The 18,030-nt window shown below is 43.7% G+C and carries 16 protein-coding genes; 14 read left to right on the forward strand and 2 right to left on the reverse strand.

Going from position 1 to position 18,030, the window contains the following annotated elements; translation table 11 throughout:
- Nucleotides 1-3: 3 nt before the first annotated feature.
- The gene (locus tag R3D00_02295; GenBank protein MEZ4771983.1) at nucleotides 4-1,350 is read right to left on the reverse strand and encodes a hypothetical protein; all 1,347 of its coding nucleotides are present in this window, start codon (nucleotides 1,348-1,350) and stop codon (nucleotides 4-6) included.
- 278 nt (nucleotides 1,351-1,628) lie between these two features.
- Here R3D00_02295 and R3D00_02300 point away from each other — a divergent pair, with 278 nt between their 5' ends.
- From R3D00_02300 to R3D00_02345, 10 genes are all read left to right on the forward strand, one after another.
- Entirely contained in the window at nucleotides 1,629-2,129 is a 501-nt protein-coding gene (locus R3D00_02300; GenBank protein MEZ4771984.1) for a lipocalin family protein, read from the forward strand.
- Between the two features lie 148 nt (nucleotides 2,130-2,277).
- Nucleotides 2,278-3,081 (forward strand): AraC family transcriptional regulator, encoded by an 804-nt coding sequence (locus R3D00_02305; GenBank protein ID MEZ4771985.1) that lies wholly within the window; start codon nucleotides 2,278-2,280, stop codon nucleotides 3,079-3,081.
- A gap of 83 nt (nucleotides 3,082-3,164) precedes the next feature.
- Complete coding sequence (locus R3D00_02310) at nucleotides 3,165-3,896, forward strand: hypothetical protein (GenBank protein ID MEZ4771986.1); 732 nt, start codon at nucleotides 3,165-3,167, stop codon at nucleotides 3,894-3,896.
- A gap of 25 nt (nucleotides 3,897-3,921) precedes the next feature.
- The gene (locus R3D00_02315) at nucleotides 3,922-4,749 is read left to right on the forward strand and encodes an MBL fold metallo-hydrolase (GenBank protein MEZ4771987.1); all 828 of its coding nucleotides are present in this window, start codon (nucleotides 3,922-3,924) and stop codon (nucleotides 4,747-4,749) included.
- An 11-nt stretch (nucleotides 4,750-4,760) separates the two neighbouring features.
- Nucleotides 4,761-5,174, forward strand: coding sequence for an ester cyclase (locus R3D00_02320; GenBank protein MEZ4771988.1), 414 nt, complete (start codon nucleotides 4,761-4,763; stop codon nucleotides 5,172-5,174).
- Between the two features lie 4 nt (nucleotides 5,175-5,178).
- Nucleotides 5,179-5,763, forward strand: coding sequence for a hypothetical protein (locus R3D00_02325; GenBank protein MEZ4771989.1), 585 nt, complete (start codon nucleotides 5,179-5,181; stop codon nucleotides 5,761-5,763).
- Nucleotides 5,764-5,784: 21 nt separating this feature from the next.
- Nucleotides 5,785-6,426, forward strand: coding sequence for a hypothetical protein (locus R3D00_02330; GenBank protein ID MEZ4771990.1), 642 nt, complete (start codon nucleotides 5,785-5,787; stop codon nucleotides 6,424-6,426).
- 22 nt (nucleotides 6,427-6,448) lie between these two features.
- A complete protein-coding gene (locus R3D00_02335; protein MEZ4771991.1) occupies nucleotides 6,449-7,084 on the forward strand; it encodes a class I SAM-dependent methyltransferase in 636 nt (211 codons plus the stop codon).
- A gap of 163 nt (nucleotides 7,085-7,247) precedes the next feature.
- Nucleotides 7,248-8,168: a DUF6624 domain-containing protein gene (locus R3D00_02340; GenBank protein ID MEZ4771992.1), complete on the forward strand. Its 921-nt coding sequence runs from the start codon at nucleotides 7,248-7,250 to the stop codon at nucleotides 8,166-8,168.
- A 165-nt stretch (nucleotides 8,169-8,333) separates the two neighbouring features.
- Complete coding sequence (locus R3D00_02345) at nucleotides 8,334-10,379, forward strand: T9SS type A sorting domain-containing protein (GenBank protein MEZ4771993.1); 2,046 nt, start codon at nucleotides 8,334-8,336, stop codon at nucleotides 10,377-10,379.
- Between the two features lie 92 nt (nucleotides 10,380-10,471).
- Here R3D00_02345 and katG read toward each other — a convergent pair whose 3' ends face one another.
- Nucleotides 10,472-12,700: a catalase/peroxidase HPI gene (katG, locus tag R3D00_02350; protein MEZ4771994.1), complete on the reverse strand. Its 2,229-nt coding sequence runs from the start codon at nucleotides 12,698-12,700 to the stop codon at nucleotides 10,472-10,474.
- A 223-nt stretch (nucleotides 12,701-12,923) separates the two neighbouring features.
- Here katG and R3D00_02355 point away from each other — a divergent pair, with 223 nt between their 5' ends.
- From R3D00_02355 to R3D00_02370, 4 genes are read left to right on the forward strand one after another with little or no spacing between them, the layout of a single operon-like run.
- On the forward strand, nucleotides 12,924-13,883 hold the full coding sequence (locus tag R3D00_02355) for a LamG-like jellyroll fold domain-containing protein (GenBank protein ID MEZ4771995.1): 960 nt from the start codon (nucleotides 12,924-12,926) through the stop codon (nucleotides 13,881-13,883).
- 37 nt (nucleotides 13,884-13,920) lie between these two features.
- Nucleotides 13,921-14,439 carry a DUF1697 domain-containing protein gene (locus R3D00_02360; protein ID MEZ4771996.1) on the forward strand — a complete coding sequence of 173 codons (519 nt, stop codon included), beginning with the start codon at nucleotides 13,921-13,923 and terminating at the stop codon, nucleotides 14,437-14,439.
- A gap of 57 nt (nucleotides 14,440-14,496) precedes the next feature.
- Nucleotides 14,497-16,416: an alpha/beta hydrolase-fold protein gene (locus R3D00_02365; protein MEZ4771997.1), complete on the forward strand. Its 1,920-nt coding sequence runs from the start codon at nucleotides 14,497-14,499 to the stop codon at nucleotides 16,414-16,416.
- A gap of 22 nt (nucleotides 16,417-16,438) precedes the next feature.
- Nucleotides 16,439-18,010, forward strand: a complete 1,572-nt coding sequence (locus tag R3D00_02370; protein MEZ4771998.1) for a glycoside hydrolase 43 family protein — start codon at nucleotides 16,439-16,441, stop codon at nucleotides 18,008-18,010.
- Nucleotides 18,011-18,030: the final 20 nt, after the last annotated feature.

Genomic DNA, 18,030 nt, shown 5'->3' on the forward strand with positions numbered 1-18,030 from the left:
ACTTTATTTTGTCTTAACAAGGCTGTATTCCATTCCTCCGTCTTTCAACCACAAAACTCTTCCGCCTCGTACTGCCACAAACCATGCTTCAAAGTGATCGGTTTTACCCTGCCAGCGATTGGTCGCAGTAACACTCCAGTCGGTTACAGTGTATGCGCCTTTATATTCCTGCTGAAAAGTAGTCATGTTGCCTACTGACCCGGAAGCTCCGTTGTGTATGCTGGTATAGTTACCTCCCGGATTAAAATTGAATGTCGCACTGGAAGCGACCAGTGTCATTCCGGCATATCCTTCATATCCTCCCGGCGTTACATAATACCAATGTGCAGTGGAAGTATTGCCGTTTTGCCACCGTCCCTGGATATCCCGGGTTGCAACAGCAAATTTGTTGTACCGGCTCATATCTGCAAGGTCAGATTTGTATTTGTCATTGGCGGCCGGGAATTGTTTGTACAACGAGGACTCATTTTCGGCAGAGGCAATAACGAGATAGGCAGAGTTGGGCACAATAGAAAGACGCATAGCGATAAACCGCTTTTTGCCCGTTTGTTTGTCGATTGCCCATCCTTCTACATAGTCAGGCTGTAATGAAGCAATAACCTCATTGTCATCCCTGTAATGTTTTGTCTGTATGGTAAAATACTGCGTTACATGATTGTCCCAATAAAAATCCCTCGCCCGCAATCCCGTCCCTGAAAATTTACTAACATCAAAGGGCAATGGAAATAAAAGATAAACCTGCATATTTCCTTTGCTTACTTCCACCCAGTCATTTTTAATGACACTGGTCCAGCCATCGTCAAAGTTAGTAGTAGAAAATGTGTAGCCTGCTGTGTTTGTCGTCGGGGCAGAAGGAGGAGTAATGATGTTGTCATTGCTTGCCTTTTCGTCGTCTTTGATTGCATCATTTGTGCTGATATCTTCCGGCGCAAAATCTGTTTCACCCAGATAGATATCGGTGGTGTTTTGTTCAAATGAAAAATAGGCAATAATGTTTTTTGCTCCTTTTTGAAGCCAGAAATACTTTTCGTCGCTACCAGCCGGGGCGATATTCCAACCAAGTGCGGAGAGCTGTTTCATTAGCTTTTCTAAATGAAAACCAGATGTCAGGGAAGGCGGTAAAATAAATACCTCTACAGTCTGAATGCTGGCATCTACTTTTTTTGTTTCCATTTCCAGAAGCACCTTTGCCGCGATTTCACTGATCATGCGATTGTCTTTTTTTGACCCTGCGGGTAGTGTCATGCCAGTGAGTGCGGAAGAGGACGCGGGAACAACCTTTTGTTGCGCTTTTGCGCCAATAAACATTGCAACTGCAAGTGTTAACAGAACCAGTGATTTAGTATTCATCGGCAATGCATTTCAACTATTTTTACTGTAAAATTGAGCGTTTGGCAAATCAATTCCTATAGCCGGGAAATAAGATATTTTCAGTTGAATTCGTATTTCAAGACCCCGCACACCTCTCACCGCGACCGGCAGAAAATAAGCTGCTCCCAGCACTCAATCTTATTTACCGCTGGTAATTGTTTTTTTCTTAATTTGATAGCAGTGTGAATCCCTTTTGCTTTATGGTAACAATTTTGATGCTGCAGAAATTGAGGTTCCCGCCAATGACGAAGTATTGTATGTTAACCATCATCTTTTCTATGCTGGCAACCGTTTCCATTTCCCAAACACTTGAAACAGTGCCTTTTGTCGATTTGAAAAAATTTGAAGGCAAATGGTATGAGATTGCTTCGTTTCCCCAGCGGTTTCAAAAAGGTTGTAACTGTACTACTGCTGAATATACATTAACCGATAAAGGTTTTGTAATCGTCGAAAACAGGTGCAACCGGGGGAGCATCGACGGAAAACAATCTTACATCAAAGGAAAAGCATTTGTCGTGGCCAACAGTGGAAACGCAAAGCTAAAAGTGCAGTTCTTTTGGCCCTTCAGAGGGAAGTACTGGATCATTGATCTGGCTGACGATTACAGCTATGCCGTCATTGGGCATCCCAACAGAAAATACTTGTGGATACTTTCAAGAACACCTGTGATGAACGATGACACCTATCAGCAAATCATTTCCAGGGTAAAAGAAAAGGGATTCGACATATCGAAAATTAAACTCACCAGGCAAATCTGAAAAATCAGATACAAACTAGCCTTTATAGCCGGGGAGATGAAGTAAGGACACCTTCCGGTTGCCCTTTTTTCTTAACTTCATGGCCTTTCATTACGTTTGAGAAATGCAAAACCTCAGATTCAACAAGGATAAATACGGCAAAGAAATTTTGATTGATACTGCCGATATGGCTGAATTTAACAGCTCATTAAAAATTGCCAGGCCGTCTTTTTATATCATAGTAGCTATAAAGCATGCGATAGGAAAAGTTGAAATTGATATGGAAACTTATTACATATCAGATAATACGCTTCTTTTCATTGCGCCGGGTACAAGAGTCAACATTGAAAAGCTCAATATAATAGAAGCGATCTGGCTGTTTTTCGAAGGTGAATTTCTGGATTTCTTTTTTCAGGATAAATTCTTCACTTTCAAGTTTAACTTTTTCCATGGTCCCAAAGCGCTCATACCCCTACCATTGACAGGCGTTGACTTTGAAGATATCCACAATTTATTTCGCCAAATCCACTCAGAGAAGAGAGCATTCAAAGAAGATAGTCATCATTTTCTGCGGTCTTCGTTATACCTGCTTCTCATCAAACTGAACCGACATTATGGAACAACATTCTACTCCGAAGGAAATGTAATTTCAGATGGCAGAGTGCTTCAATTCAAACAACTTTTGGAAAAAAATATCAAAGAATTAAAGACGGTTCAGGAGTTTGCTGATAAATTAGGCATTAGTAAAACCTATTTGAACAAGCTATGTCAATTGCATTTTAGCAAGCCTTGCAGCGACTTAATTGCCGAACGTACTGTACTGGAAACCAAACAGTCGCTCATCTATTCCAGCGCCGATATCGCAGAAATAGCCTATGACTATGGCTTTTCCGAGCCTTCCAATTTTATTCGTTTTTTTAAGAAACATACCAACACGACTCCTTCAGCTTTTCGCAAGGAGTTTTCAAATTGACTATTCTGCATCCAAATTGATTATCCCCCGGGCCTTGTTGTTACTGACCTTTGCATCAGTAAATAATTTAAAACAACAAGGAAATGAAAAAATCATTGATTGCATTAGGAATAGCCGGCATTTTGGCGTTCGGCAGCTGCTCACCAGTAAAAAAATCTCAGGTAAGTAGTCTGGAAAAACCAGTCTATGAAATCGCTGTTCGTCAGGTAAAAGACGGAATGAAAGCCGATTTTGAAGCAGCAAGAACAAACTTCATCGACATTCTCACCCAACAAAAAGGAGTTAGCAACGATCGCGAATTCAGTTCTTTTTATGCCCTTCCAGAACCTGACAAAAGAGAAGTATTTATCGGAATGACCGAGTATGCATCTTTTAAAACGCCGGGCCAGGTTCAAAGCAAAATGAGTGTTGTGTCTAAGTTCATGAAGTTCAAAAAGACTATGGACTTGAAAGCTTATGTCTTTGTTCAGCCGATAGAGGGGGGGAGTTTTGATTTGGGATCATTAGCCGCAAAACCAGGACAAGTATTAGAATTAGCGGTAAGAAAAGTGAAAACTGGACAAGATGCCGCTTTCGAAACTTCCAGAAAAGAGTTTGTAAACTGGCTAAACAAGCAAGAAGGTGTTGTAGGCAGTTGGGAATTTAAAGTGGTAGGTGGCGCAGATACCGAAGGACTTACAGTAGGAATGTCTGTATATAAAAGTCAAGAAGCGTTCCAAGCCATTGCCGGTAAAGTGCAGCAACTGCCAGAAGCGGGAGCCTACTTCGCAACCTTCGATCCTGTAGCCTTACAGTATGCAGCATCTATTAAATAATCTCAATTGAAAAAAAAGCAACATCATGATAAAAGATAACTCAACATCAATTCATATCAAGGACTTTCAAGGAGTAAAAATCCACTCGTTTGTAGCTCCTTATGAATATGCAGCTAATGCTACGCATATTATAGAAACTGCTAACGAATTGGTCATAGTTGACGGGCAATTCATCACCCCACTTGCACAGGCTTTTAGAGGTTATGTAGATAGTTTGAAAAAGCCAATTAATCGTGTTTTTATCTCTCATGGACATCCGGACCATTACTTCGGATATGCTTCAGCCTTTGCAGACCAAAAAGGGTATTCTTTAGAAGCAGTGAACAAGATTATTGCAGAATGGGGGCCACAAATGATTACCAATCAGAAGCCAACATTTGGCGACCTGATTCCAGACCAGGTGCTTGTTCCAAAACACACTGTGAACGCAGGAACAACTGAAACAATTGATGGACTAAACTATGAGTTTGAATCAGTTGAAGGTGCAGAAAATGAAATTCAATTACTCATCAAATTGCCAGAAATCGGTGTGGTGATTGCTCAAGACCTAGTTTACAGTGGAGTGCACCTTTGGTTAGGCATGGGATGGTTTGACAATTGGATGAATGAGCTTCAAAAAGTTGCTGACTTAGAAGGCTACAATTACATTCTTCCAGGTCATGGTCTGCCTTGCATCAAAGATGAAGTAGTCAACAATATCCAATATTTAAAGACCGCAAAAGCCATTCATGAAAAAGGTTTAAGTGCCGATGACTTTAAAAAAGAACTGCTTGCGGCTTATCCACACAGAGAATCATTAATGATGTTCGACCTGTATTTAGGGTTTCTTTTTGGTCAAATGGGCAGTCATTAAATCGCTGTAAAATGATGTCAAAAAAGGAGATCGCGCGATACATTTCGCAAAAAGTAGTCAATGAGAAAGATTACTCCCCCATCCTAGAATTCTTAACGGACGATTATGTCTATCATGGTTTGGGGGGTATGACTTCTCACACTCCGCAAGGCTTTATGGAAGCCATCAAAGGTTTTCATGCCGCTATTCCTGACCTTAAATCAGAAATCATTGACATGGTGGAAGAAGGCGACAGGTTGGTGCTCCGCTTCAACTTCACAGGAACTCACGAGGGGGAGTTTTTAGGATTCCCAGGAAGTGGCGCAAAACTCCATTTCGAAGGCATGATCATGCGCAGATTTGAGCAAGATAAAATAGCCGAAGATTGGGATTACTTCGATTTTCCAACGGTGGTAGCACAAATTCAATCACAATTAAAATCATAAAAAAATGAAAAAAATCATCTTTACATTTCTCATTTATTCAGTAATGAATGGGCTTTATGCTCAAAACGAAGAAAACGCAACCTATTGGCAAGCAAAAATAGATTTCCTTGAACCGCTTGTAAATCAAGGCTTTGTTGCCCGATTAGACTATGGTTTTGACAGGCATCTAGTAGGTGTGGTAGGAGGTTTTGGAGGCCGAGTTAGCGAATTTGACAATGAACAATACGATACTTATGAAGACAAAACCAACTACCGCATTGGACTTGAATATCAATACTTTTTAAGCAAGAGTAAACAAAACCGAGGATTTTACTTGGGTGGCGATATAGATTTTGCAAGTAGGACGGTTGAGTCTAAAATTACAAATGAATCTGTAGAAAATATAGCCGTATTCACGCCTGGAGTTTGGTTTGGATGGGTTTGGAAACCCTTCAAAAAAGCCAATTTGATACTGGATTTGACCATTCTTCATCCACGCTATAATTTGGGGAGTATCGATAAGGTTACTTTTCAAACTGTGGCCGATCCTTACGAACCGCAAAATCTTTTCAATTTCTTAGGTCCTTGGAGCATTGGTTGGCGATTTTAAATCACGGAATTTCAAAAAATCATGAAAAAAGAAATTATCGAATTAGCCATCCGTTCGCCCAAGAATGGGGTTAAGCAAAGCGACTTTGAAACTGCCAAAAATGCAGCAGTTAAAAAGTTAGTCAGTTTGAATGGAATAGGTCCTGAACGTGATTTTGAACCGTTTAGCACCGTTCCAAAAAAAGACGGAAAAGTCTATGTTGGCATGACCAAATATGCTTCACAAGGCAAAATATATCGCGCTATGATAAGCTTCGGGTTCATTGTAAAACTGATGAAATTCATGAAAATGATGGATCCTTTGGCAGGTGTATTTATTCAACCAATTGATGACAGCTTTGATTACGAGAAGTTTGCCAACAAAAAAAATGTGACTGAAATAGCGCTGCTCAAGCCCAAAGCTGGAATCAGTAAAGAAGCATTTTTAAAAGAAAGAGCGCGCTATCTAAAAGCACTCGATGCTGAACCCGAAGTAGTTAGGTCGTATACTTTCAATGTAACGGGTGGTTTTAAGGGGAAAGACACCTTTCCGCACTTTACCGTTTATAAGGATAGAGCAGCTTTTGAGTCGGTAACAAAAAGAGTGGGAAATCAAGCGTTTGTGCAAGATTTCTTTAAAGTATTCGATGCGGAGATCATTACGTTCAACACAACTTTAAAGTAACCCTAAAATTAACCCTTTCGGCATGCAAGAAGCAATTCCTACATCAACACAAGTCATTTTAAATGACATGTATAATTTGGCAAAATACGACGGCGTAAAAGTGGCCAAGGCTTTGGCAAAAAGTATCATAACCAAAGTAACGCCTGCGGATGTAGGAACTGCTTACTTGTCCATTTCGCAAGAGCAAGGCGAATACCTATACCATTTGATTTGCGAAAGGAACTTCAAAAATATAGTGGAGTTTGGGACTTCTTTTGGAATTTCAACCCTGTACTTGGCGGAAGGCGTGCAACAGACGGGGGGGAGTGTTACCACCACAGAGATAATCCCTGAAAAATGCAGGCAAGCCAGGAACACCTTCAAAAAAGCTGGTTTGGAGAACTACATTTCGCTTTGGGAAGGCGATGCTTTAGAAACCCTAAAGCAGGTCAATCAACCCATTGATTTGCTCCTGTTAGACGGCTGGAAGAATTTGTATTTGCCCGTTTTTCGATTGCTACAACCATTATTTCATAAAAACACCATGATTTTTGTAGACAACACCAACATGAAAGGAGTAAAGACATTCCTGAAAGAAGTAGAGAAAGAAACGGAAAAGTACAAGTTTGAAAAGCTGGATTTCGACAAAGGAAATACGGTTTTGATTACAGTAAAATGAGTAACAACGACTTTTTATCTGCTACTCATACACTAACCACTGAAGTCCTGATAAACCAACTGAAAACCGCAATTTTCTTCATCAGGTTGCAAGACTGGTGATTTTTGGGGAGATTGGGTTTACACATTAATCAGGCCTGGTTTAGCAACATAGAAAAGTAAAAATGAGAGCACTCACCACGATTTTGATTTCGCTGATTTCAATTTCCATTCAGGCGCAGACATTTGATGAATGGATCAGCCTTGGTGAAAAACGCTACGATGAAAAGGCGTATGCCGAATCAGCAAAAGAATATACGAAGGCGTTTGAGGCTGGAGATGGGAATGCAATGCAATATTATAATGCTGCCTGTTCCTGGGCTTTAGCGGGCGATACTGTTCAATCGCTTAATTATCTCAACCTGTCGGCAGATAAAGGCTGGAACAACCTGGACCATATAAAAAAAGATAAAGATCTCGCAAGTCTGCATACCATTCAGGGTTGGGATAAGGTTTTGGAAAAAGTTCAGGCCAACCTGGATGCGTACGAAAAAGACTTTGACAAACCCTTAAAACTGCAACTGGAAAAAATTTATGTCCGGGATCAAACCTTGCGACAACTTTATCAGGATGCTGAGGAAAAATTCGGTAGAGAATCCGATCAAATGAAATACTTCTGGAAACTCGTTTCCGAACAAGACAGCCTGAACGAAATCGAAGTAATACAAATCATCGAAGAAAGAGGCTGGGTAGGCAAAAGTCTGGTGGGCGGGCAGGCAAATATGACACTTTGGTTAGTGATTCAGCACGCCCCGTTAGAAACACAGGAAAAATATTTGCCATTGCTCAAAGAATCCGTGCTGAAGGGAGAGTCGCAGGGCAGCCATTTAGCGTTGCTGGAGGATAGAATTTTGATGCGCAACGGAAAACCGCAAACCTACGGTTCACAGATAATTACCGATACAAAGACCGGTAAACAAATCGTCTATGAAATAAGGGAACCAGAGTATGTCAATCAAAGAAGAAAGGCAGTAGGGCTGGGGCCAATCGAAGATTATGTAAAACGCTGGGGAATCGAATGGACGATCGGGCAAAAATTTGATTGAGGAGAAAAGTAAAAGATGATTTTTTCATGAAAATCTTATAAAAAATCATGATCACCCACAGTACAGTTTGTCCCGTTGTAGAATAGATAAATGGGTGAAGAGGTTGGATGAGTCTGGATTTTTGTGCTTTTTGGAGCATAAGAAACGCATTATCAACTCTCACGTATGAAAAATTTATTTACGTTTTTATTTACCATACTTATTGTCGTTCCGGCTTTCGCCCAAACGACGGGTGGTCCTGATGCCTATGGCTATCAGTGGTACAACAGCAATGATCCCAATGGCCCTACGTATCAGTGGGTCGATATTACGGCAGTCGGCACACAGGTGACCGGCCTGGGTGATGACAATGCCGTAGGACCAATTAATATGGGAATGAATTTTCATTACTACTGGTCAGACTACAACCAGGTGAAGATCGGGTCAAATGGCTGGATTAGTTTTAATAATCCGGGTAATGTTGCGCATTGTTTTCCGACTATTCCCACGCAGGGAGGCGTAGCTGATAACCTGCTAGCCCCGATGATGTGCGACCTTAATCTGGCGGGCAGCACAAACCCGGGGGAAGTCTGGTACTACAACGATGTGGCCAACAACAGATTTATTGTCAGCTATATCAATGTACCGTACTGGAAGAATGCAAACCCTGACTATGCCGGATCCAATACTTTTCAGGTTGTGCTTTCGGCGGCTGACAGCAGTATTACTTACAATTACCAGACCGCAGATTTTGCCAACTTCAGCAATACGGCAAATTGTGCAAGTGACCTTGTTGTCGGAATGGAAAATATTACGGGAAACATCGGCCTTATGGTTTACCAGGATGTGGTTCCTTCGTCCAATTTTTCGATTAAGTTTGAATATCCCCACCCCGTAACTTTCCAGGTTCAGGATGCCTCACCTGCATGGTCTCTGAATGCAGAGAGTAAAGGCACATTTTTTTCCATGGCCGGAACCATTGATTTTTCTACCGGTATATCCAACAAAGGAAACACACCACTATCCGCGGCAACAACTGTAAACGTAGAAATCCGCAGTTTAAATAACAGCCTGGTTTACGCAAACAACCAGACAGTAGCTGCCGGTCTGGCAAGCGGAGTAACGGATACCATATCCTTTAGTATTCCGCCTCTTCCTCCCGATCAGTATACTGTCCGAACAATCACTTACAACTCTGGAGATATCAACCCGTCCAATAATACACTCACCGCGGAAATAAACGTGGTGGACCTGTTTTCGGGGCCGGCTACGCTGACCTATGCTACCCAAAGCCCTCCGGATGGGGTTATCAGCTGGCAAGGCGGTGGGGGAGGCGCAATCCATATAGAGCCTCCGCTTTATCCGTTAACCCTTGACTCTGTCAGCTTATTTTTGGCACAGGGCACATTTAACCCCAGTAATCATGGTTCAGTGGTGCTGAATATATATGCCGATGATGGAACCAACGGCCTTCCCGGCACTTTGTTGTCCTCCTGGTTTGACTCATATGCCGGAGATCCGCTCAATAATTGGAAGACGATTGTGTTACCCAGCCCGGTGACTATCAGCGCAGGAGGGGTTTATATTGGCTGGGAGGTAGCTCCCAGTGATTCGATCGTAGTGGGGACCGAGACTGCAGGGCCAATTTCCCGGAGAACCTATGAGTTTGTAGGCGGTGGCTGGGCTCCCTTTCGCAATGGTGAAGCTACTGATTTTCTTATCAACGGGCACTTCACCAATACATGTATTACCTTCAATGCTACAGCTACATCAGAAGATGAACTTGTCGGAAACGATGGCTCTATTGACCTGACAGTTAGTGGTGGTATTCCACCTTATACTTTCGTTTGGAACAATGGTGCCGGAACCAATGAAGATCCAACCGGCCTCACAGCGGGAGAATACACCGTGTTTATTGCCGACTCTGTCGGATGTACAGATACGCTGAGTGTGGTTGTCGGAAGCCGGGTAGGCATTGCAGATGATATCCTCCGTGCGCAGATTCTGATTTACCCCAATCCCAACAATGGTACATTCTCCGTAGATGCGATGAATTTCAAAGAAGGATTCCGCCTGGAGCTGTATAATACCGTGGGGCAGTTAATGGCCGGTCAGCAGATATCAGGGGGTGTGGTTACCACCCTTCACATGGCCGGTTTGAGTGAGGGAATCTATATCGTCAAACTAATTGCAGGTTCGTCGCAGTCAACCCGGAAGTTGATCATAAGGTAGGAGCGCGATTGTGTAAAACCTAAAAACAAAAGAGGTGGCCTGTTACCAGACCACCTCTTTCCTTTTAACCATTATTTTAAGACAGAACAAGATCAAGCCAGATCAAAGCGATCCAGATTCATTACTTTGTTCCATGCAGCGACAAAATCCTTCACAAACTTTGCCTGAGAGTCTGCGCTTCCATAGACTTCTGCGATAGCTCTCAGCTCAGAGTTAGAGCCAAAGATAAGGTCAACCCGTGATCCTGTCCATTTTACTTCGCCTGTAGCGCGATCGCGACCTTCAAATACATCCTGTGAATCTGAAGTCGCTTTCCAGGTTGTACCCAGATCGAGCAGATTGACAAAGAAGTCGTTGGTCAGCACTTCGGGACGTTTGGTAAATACCCCATGGCGGGAATGGCCAAAATTGGTGTTCAGGACACGCATACCGCCTACGAGCACGGTCATTTCGGGCGCTGTCAGCGTCAGTAGTTGCGCTTTGTCCACCAGCATTTCTTCAGCAGGAGCGCGGTGTTTGGACTTCAGATAATTGCGGAAACCATCTGCTGCCGGTTCGAGCACGGCAAATGATTCCACGTCGGTTTGCGCCTGCGTAGCGTCTGTACGTCCGGGGGTAAAAGGTACTGTAACCTCATGCCCCGCTTTTTTTGCCGCCAGCTCAATACCTGCACATCCGCCCAGCACGATCAGATCGGCGAGAGAAACCTGCTTACCGCCGGACTGCGCGCTGTTAAATTCTTTTTGAATGTCACCAAGTTTTTCCAATACAGTTGCCAGCAGGCCCGGGTGGTTGACTTCCCAATCCTTTTGCGGAGCAAGCGCAATACGTGCGCCGTTGGCGCCACCGCGTTTGTCAGAACCGCGGAAAGTGGATGCAGATGCCCATGCGGTAGATACCAGCTGAGACACAGACAGGCCTGAGGCAAGAATTTTGCCTTTCAGAGAGGCAATATCTTGATCGTCGATCAGTTTATGATTAACTGCCGGTACGGGGTCCTGCCAGATCAGTACTTCCGCAGGAACTTCCTTGCCGAGGTAGCGGGCAATGGGCCCCATATCGCGGTGCGTCAGTTTGTACCAAGCACGTGCGAATGCATCTGCAAATTCATCAGGATTTTCGTAAAAACGTCTGGAGATTTTCTCATAGACAGGATCCATCCTAAGCGCGAGGTCAGTCGTGAGCATAAATGGCGCGTGGCTTTTTGACGAATCGTGTGCATCAGGTACTGTACCAGCACCGGCACCGCCTTTGGGTGTCCACTGTTGTGCACCGGCAGGGCTTTTTGTCAGTTCCCATTCGAAGCCAAACAGATTTTCAAAAAAGTTGTTGCTCCATTTTGTCGGCGTGGTAGTCCATGCACCTTCCAGTCCGCTGGTAATTGTATAGGCGCCATTACCGCTGCCAAAGGAATTTCTCCAACCAAGGCTTTGCTCTTCGATAGTCGCGCCTGCGGGTTCGCGTCCCACGTATTGGTTGGGATCGGCCGCGCCATGGGTTTTGCCAAAAGTATGACCGCCTGCAATCAGGGCTACGGTTTCTTCGTCATTCATTGCCATGCGGCCAAAAGTCTCGCGAATGTCGCGGGCGGCTGCAAGCGGATCAGGGTTTCCGTTAGGGCCTTCAGGATTTACATAAATCAGACCCATCTGAACGGCGCCCAGCGGGTTTTCGAGTTCCCGGTCGCCGGTGTAACGTTTGTCTCCGAGCCATTCGCTTTCAGCACCCCAGTAGATGTCTTCCTCGGGTTCCCATACATCCTCACGACCACCTGCAAAACCGAAGGTCTCAAAGCCCATTGATTCTAGCGCACAGTTACCTGCGAGGATCATCAGGTCGGCCCACGATATTTTATTGCCGTATTTTTGTTTGACCGGCCAGAGCAGCAAACGCGCTTTGTCGAGGTTGGCATTGTCAGGCCAACTGTTGAGTGGCGCGAAGCGCTGGGTACCAGAGCCTGCTCCTCCGCGGCCATCGGCGATACGGTAAGTACCTGCACTATGCCATGCCATACGAATAAAAAATGGCCCATAATGACCGTAGTCGGCAGGCCACCAGCTTTGGGAGGTGGTCATCAGATCGAAGAGATCCTGCTTCACAGCATCGAGATCCAGGCTCTTAAACGCTTCAGCGTAGTTAAACCCTTCGTCCATCGGATTGGACAGGGAAGAGTTTTGACGCAGGATGTTCAGTTTCAACTGATTGGGCCACCAGTCGCGGTTTGATGTGCCTGAGCCGGCGGTGTACCTGAGTGCTCCACCAGAAAACGGGCACTTGCTTTCTCCGTTGGTTGAGGTTGTCTTATGTGGGTTATTTTCCATTGTGGGTATTGTTATATTATTCAGGAAAGCAATTTACAACAATCCTATCAATAGTTTTTATCTATAAATCTTATGAACTCATAGATATAAACTATAATATTTAACATAGGAACCCTTCCCATTTTTATATATAAAACCTACCTTGTACATAAAGACGATAAATGCCTGTGTGATTTTTTGCTGAAAGGTGTAATAATTATGATACACTAATTTATTAATAGTTATGAAAAAGATATACTTTAAAGTTGGACTGGTATGTTTATTCAGTGGACATATTCTGGCACAAGACTGTATAATAGCCGATTACCAGTTTAATGCAAATGCCCAGGATACAAGCGGAAATAATTATCATGGGATTGTTAACGGCGCTACTTTGACTAATGACAGAAATGGAAATGCTAATGGTGCTTACTTTTTTGATGGTACCGGCTCTTATATTGAGTTGAACAGCAATAATCCTATCATCTTAACCACCACCTTTACGATTGCTGCATGGGGCAGGATAGATGGACAAGGCGGGGGAACATTTAATGAAAGTCATATCTTTATTCAAAGAAAAAATACAACTGGCAGCACTTCAGCTATAGGATTTAAGGCAAAAAACAGCTCAGGAAATATTGAATTGGCAGTGAGAACCACAGGGAATAGTGTCGAAAATATTGAATATGCAGCACCTTCATCGGGTAATTGGAACCATTTTGTTGCGGTATGTACTGGCGATTCCCTGAAGCTCTACTTAAATGGTTTGTTTGTTGCCGGCAAACTGTTTTCTCAGGGAGGAGGTGATGTTACTGATATTGATTATGTGGATATTGGGCGAGCTTACTACTCGGGGTCTCTGTATGGCGCATTTTATGGCGCAATGGATGATGTTAAAATTTACGATTGTGCTTTGACTAATAGAGAAGTACTTAATCTTTATTCAACTGGAGAACATATTGATGGAATAGAAAAATTATTTTCAGTATTCCCCAATCCCACTACAGATAAAATAAAAATCACAAGCTATTATCCATCCCAGAAGATTAAAATGGCTTTATACAATTCATTAGGACAGGAATTGCAAATCAATGTGGAAAATAATACGATTGATTTATCTGCCTTTGATAAAGGGATATATTATCTACTAATCACTGATAAGAAGGGGGATATTCAGGTAACTAAAAAAGTAATGAAAATTTAACACAACTTAAATTTCTTAAAACATATACATTTGCCTCATGGAAACCTGGATTGCATTATTACGAGGCATTAATGTGGGTGGCAATCATATTGTCCCCATGAAAGAGCTCACCAAACTGTTGGAATCGGAAGGTTTTACTCATGTGAAAACATATATTCAGAGCGGCAATGTCGTTTTTCAAAGTCCGACAAAACCGGAAGATGAAGTGGGTCGCGTGATAGAAGAAAGATTTGGCTTCAAACCTTATGTATTCATTTTAAGCAAGAACGAACTCGCGCAGGCGGTGGCCAACAACCCCTATAAAACCAGCGAAGGCAAAACCGTTCATTTTTTCTTTTGCGACAAAGTGCCGCAGGATGTTAATTACGAGTTGCTGGATTCCCTCAAAATAGAATCAGAGGCCTATATGCTGATAGATCAGGTATTATATCTTCATACTCCGGATGGCATTGGCCGCTCAAAACTGGTGGAAAAAATGGGAAAAGCATTTCCGGCAGTTACCATGACTGCAAGAAATCTCAACACCATCAACAAACTGATGGAAATGGTTTTATAAAAAATAAACCCCTAATATTATTGTGATCAAAAGCTATTACTACTAATTACAATTCCTATGAAACGGCTACTGATATCTATTGCAGCCATGATTTTTGTATCAGCATACAGCCAAAATGCTGAAAAACCAGCCCCAATCGGTTTTGATACCCTTCGTGCAGATATTGCGCATGGCCAAATTGATACCATCACCTATTCTTCCAAAACGGTGGGCAATAACCGCAGGGCATTAATTTACACCCCTCCGGGCTATACAAAAAAGAAAAATTACCCCGTACTGTACCTCCTGCACGGCATCGGCGGCGATGAAAAGGAATGGCTCAATGGCGGCCAGCCGCAGGTGATACTCGACAATTTATACGCAGAAAACAAACTTGAGCCGATGATCGTGGTGATGCCCAATGGCCGTGCGATGAAAGACGACAGGGCAACCGGCAATATCTTTGACAGCCTGAAAGTACAGGCATTCGCCAATTTCGAAAAAGACCTGCTTTATGACCTTATCCCTTATATTGAAAAAAAATATCCTGTATTAGCAGACCGCGAACATCGCGCTATTGCGGGTTTGTCAATGGGAGGCGGTCAATCGCTGAATTTTGGTCTGGGTAATCTGGATAAGTTTGCATGGGTGGGTGGTTTTTCTTCTGCCCCCAATACAAAAACGCCGGAAGAATTGGTGCCCAATCCTGAAGAAGCAAAACAGAAACTCAAACTGCTTTGGATATCGTGCGGTGCCAGCGACCGATTAATCGGTTTCAGCAAAAGAACCCACGACTATCTGGAAAAAAACCATGTTCCGCATATCTATTTTATTGAGCCGGGCGTACATGATTTTAAAGTCTGGAAAAACGGGCTTTATATGTTCTCTCAATTGATTTTTAAACCGGTAGATATTACCTCATTCTCCCAATACCCTGTTGCCGGGGCACCTGCTGCTACGAATGTGAGGTCTGCAAAGTATCCGCAGATATTGCCAGACAACCGGGTAATCTTCAGCATGAAAGCGCCCGATGCCAAAAAGGTGCAGATCGATCTGGGCAGAAAATATGATTTGGTAAAAGACGCAGAAGGCAACTGGACAGTAACCACAGATTCTATTGGCGAAGGGTTTCACTATTATTCTTTGCTCATCGACGGTGTGGCGGTTGCAGACCCTGCAAGCGAGACCTTTTATGGTATGGGAAGAATGGCAAGTGGAATTGAGATTCCCTTTGCCGGGGGTGAATATTATGCGCTGAGAGATGTGCCTCACGGTGATATCAGGATCAAAAACTATTATTCCTCCGTCACCCGTTCATGGCGCCAGATGTACATTTATACCCCGCCGGGCTATGATGCTAATGTAAACGAAGCTTATCCTGTCCTCTACATATTACATGGCGGTGGAGAAGATGAAAGAGGTTGGGCTACCCAGGGGAAAACCGATCTTATTCTCGATAATCTGATTGCCGCAGACAAAGCCAAACCCATGCTAGTGGTAATGCCAGACGCCAATTTCAACAGCGGGGGATCTCCGTTTGGGGAGTCCGGATTGAAAGTATTTGAGTCAGAATTGAAGCAGGTGATCATACCTTTTGTCGAAAAAAATTATCGTACGTTGGGCGATTCGCAAAACAGAGCGCTTGCCGGTTTATCGATGGGAGGGCTTCATACGCTTTATACTGGTATAAAAAACACAGACATGTTTTCATACCTCGGTGTGTTTAGTTCGGGCTGGATCGTCCCCAGGCAAAACGGCATTGCAGAAGTACAGTACGACTTCATGAAAAACAATGCTACGATGATCAACAGTAATCTCAAATCATTCTGGATTGCGATGGGCGGCAAAGAAGATATTGCCTACAAAAACTGCCAGCTTATGCTCGGAAAGTTGGATGAAATGGCGATCAAATACACCTATTCTGAATACCCCGGAGGCCATACCTGGCCGGTTTGGAGGAATAATCTGTATCAATTTGCCCCGCTGTTGTTTAAATAGAATTTGCCGCTAATACATCTCCATGAATTTCCATTTAGCGCCCATTCACTTTCGAAATATGAAAAAAAGCGGGACTTTCATCCTATTGGTCTATGTGTTTTTGTCATCGATACATTTGATGGCGCAAAAAGTACACAGCGATAATGGAGACGGAACATACACCAACCCCGTGATTCCTGCTGATTTTCCCGACCCCGACGTAATCCGGGTAGGGGATACCTACTATATGGTGAGTACTACCATGTTTGTTTTCCCGGGCGTAACCATCCTCAAATCGCACGACCTGGTGAACTGGGAATACTGCAGCAATGCCGTACCCCGGTTTGATTTTAGCAAATGTTATGATCTCGACAGTTGCAGCCGCTACGGGCACGGGCAATGGGCTACCAGCCTGAAATATCACAACGGAAAGTTCTATTTGCTGTTTATCACCCTGGATGAAGGCGGATTTATGTGTACCGCCACAAATGCGGAGGGGCCGTGGGAGATCACTCACTTGCCCAGAGGATACTATGATCCGGGGTTATTTTTTGACGATGATGGAAAAATGTATGTAGCCATGGGTTATAATAAAATATCCATTATAGAAGTCGATTCAAACCTTGCTCCCATAGGGCCTGACTCGCTGGTATATACAGGAGATATTCGCAGAGGACTTGAAGGGGCACACGTGTACAAAATCAATGGTTACTACTATTTGTATTGCACGTATGGCGGACTGGACGGGATACAGGTCGCGCTGCGTTCCAGAAATATTTATGGACCCTACGAGCAAAAAGTGGTGATCAGAGACACTACCCCGGGCGTAACATTTGGCATCCATCAGGGGGCTCTGATACAAACGCAGACCGGCGAATGGTGGACCATGCTTTTTGTTGACAGTGGGTCTTTTGGCCGTTTTCCTTCCCTGCAACCGGTCACCTGGGTTGATGACTGGCCCATGGTCGGCGTTGACGGGAAAGCCGTGATTACTTACAAAAAACCCGATGTCGGGAAAACATATCCAGTCACAACATTTCCCACCGCAGATGAATTTGGTGAACAAAACCTGGGCATGCAGTGGGGATGGAACCACAACCCCGACCCCGAAAACTGGTCGCTCAGCAAAAGACCGGGTTATTTAAGATTGACGACAGCCAAAGTAGTGTCAAATCTCACCGAAGCGCGAAACACACTCACCCAAAGACCCTTTGCCAAATACGACCAGACGATCCCGACCGTAGCGGTAACGAAGATGGAAATTGACAATATGAAAGATGGAGATGTGGCGGGATTGGCTGTATTTCAGGATCCGTATGCCTATATTGGCGTAAAACAAACAAATGGCTCCAGGTACATTGTGATGGTGAATAACGGCCAGGTAGTTGACTCCGTGAGCACCCGTAAATCCACCATATATCTGCGGACGACCGCTTCCAATGCCACAGCGAAAGCAAGTTTTGAGTACAGTTTTAACAATAAAAAATTCACGCCTTTGGGCGATGCGTTAACCATGCGGTTTAATTTGAAGGTCTTCACAGGGAACAAATTCTGCCTTTTCAACTATGCCACCAAGCAGACCGGCGGGTACGTGGATTTTGACTGGTTTCGGTAATAATCTATAATAAAAATAGC

Source organism: Bacteroidia bacterium, from assembly GCA_041391665.1.
GTDB lineage: Bacteria > Bacteroidota > Bacteroidia > J057 > J057 > JAGQVA01.

What these genes read in the sequence shown, in the direction of transcription:
- R3D00_02335 (MEZ4771991.1), top strand. Translation starts at nt 6,449, where the DNA reads ATGCAAGAAGCAATTCCTACATCAACACAAGTCATTTTAAATGACATG.
- R3D00_02320 (MEZ4771988.1), top strand. Translation starts at nt 4,761, where the DNA reads ATGATGTCAAAAAAGGAGATCGCGCGATACATTTCGCAAAAAGTAGTC.
- R3D00_02370 (MEZ4771998.1), top strand. Translation starts at nt 16,439, where the DNA reads ATGAATTTCCATTTAGCGCCCATTCACTTTCGAAATATGAAAAAAAGC.
- R3D00_02365 (MEZ4771997.1), top strand. Translation starts at nt 14,497, where the DNA reads ATGAAACGGCTACTGATATCTATTGCAGCCATGATTTTTGTATCAGCA.
- R3D00_02315 (MEZ4771987.1), top strand. Translation starts at nt 3,922, where the DNA reads ATGATAAAAGATAACTCAACATCAATTCATATCAAGGACTTTCAAGGA.
- R3D00_02330 (MEZ4771990.1), top strand. Translation starts at nt 5,785, where the DNA reads ATGAAAAAAGAAATTATCGAATTAGCCATCCGTTCGCCCAAGAATGGG.
- R3D00_02300 (MEZ4771984.1), top strand. Translation starts at nt 1,629, where the DNA reads ATGTTAACCATCATCTTTTCTATGCTGGCAACCGTTTCCATTTCCCAA.
- R3D00_02340 (MEZ4771992.1), top strand. Translation starts at nt 7,248, where the DNA reads ATGAGAGCACTCACCACGATTTTGATTTCGCTGATTTCAATTTCCATT.
- R3D00_02345 (MEZ4771993.1), top strand. Translation starts at nt 8,334, where the DNA reads ATGAAAAATTTATTTACGTTTTTATTTACCATACTTATTGTCGTTCCG.
- R3D00_02310 (MEZ4771986.1), top strand. Translation starts at nt 3,165, where the DNA reads ATGAAAAAATCATTGATTGCATTAGGAATAGCCGGCATTTTGGCGTTC.
- R3D00_02360 (MEZ4771996.1), top strand. Translation starts at nt 13,921, where the DNA reads ATGGAAACCTGGATTGCATTATTACGAGGCATTAATGTGGGTGGCAAT.
- katG (MEZ4771994.1), bottom strand. Translation starts at nt 12,700, where the DNA reads ATGGAAAATAACCCACATAAGACAACCTCAACCAACGGAGAAAGCAAG.
- R3D00_02355 (MEZ4771995.1), top strand. Translation starts at nt 12,924, where the DNA reads ATGAAAAAGATATACTTTAAAGTTGGACTGGTATGTTTATTCAGTGGA.
- R3D00_02295 (MEZ4771983.1), bottom strand. Translation starts at nt 1,350, where the DNA reads ATGAATACTAAATCACTGGTTCTGTTAACACTTGCAGTTGCAATGTTT.
- R3D00_02325 (MEZ4771989.1), top strand. Translation starts at nt 5,179, where the DNA reads ATGAAAAAAATCATCTTTACATTTCTCATTTATTCAGTAATGAATGGG.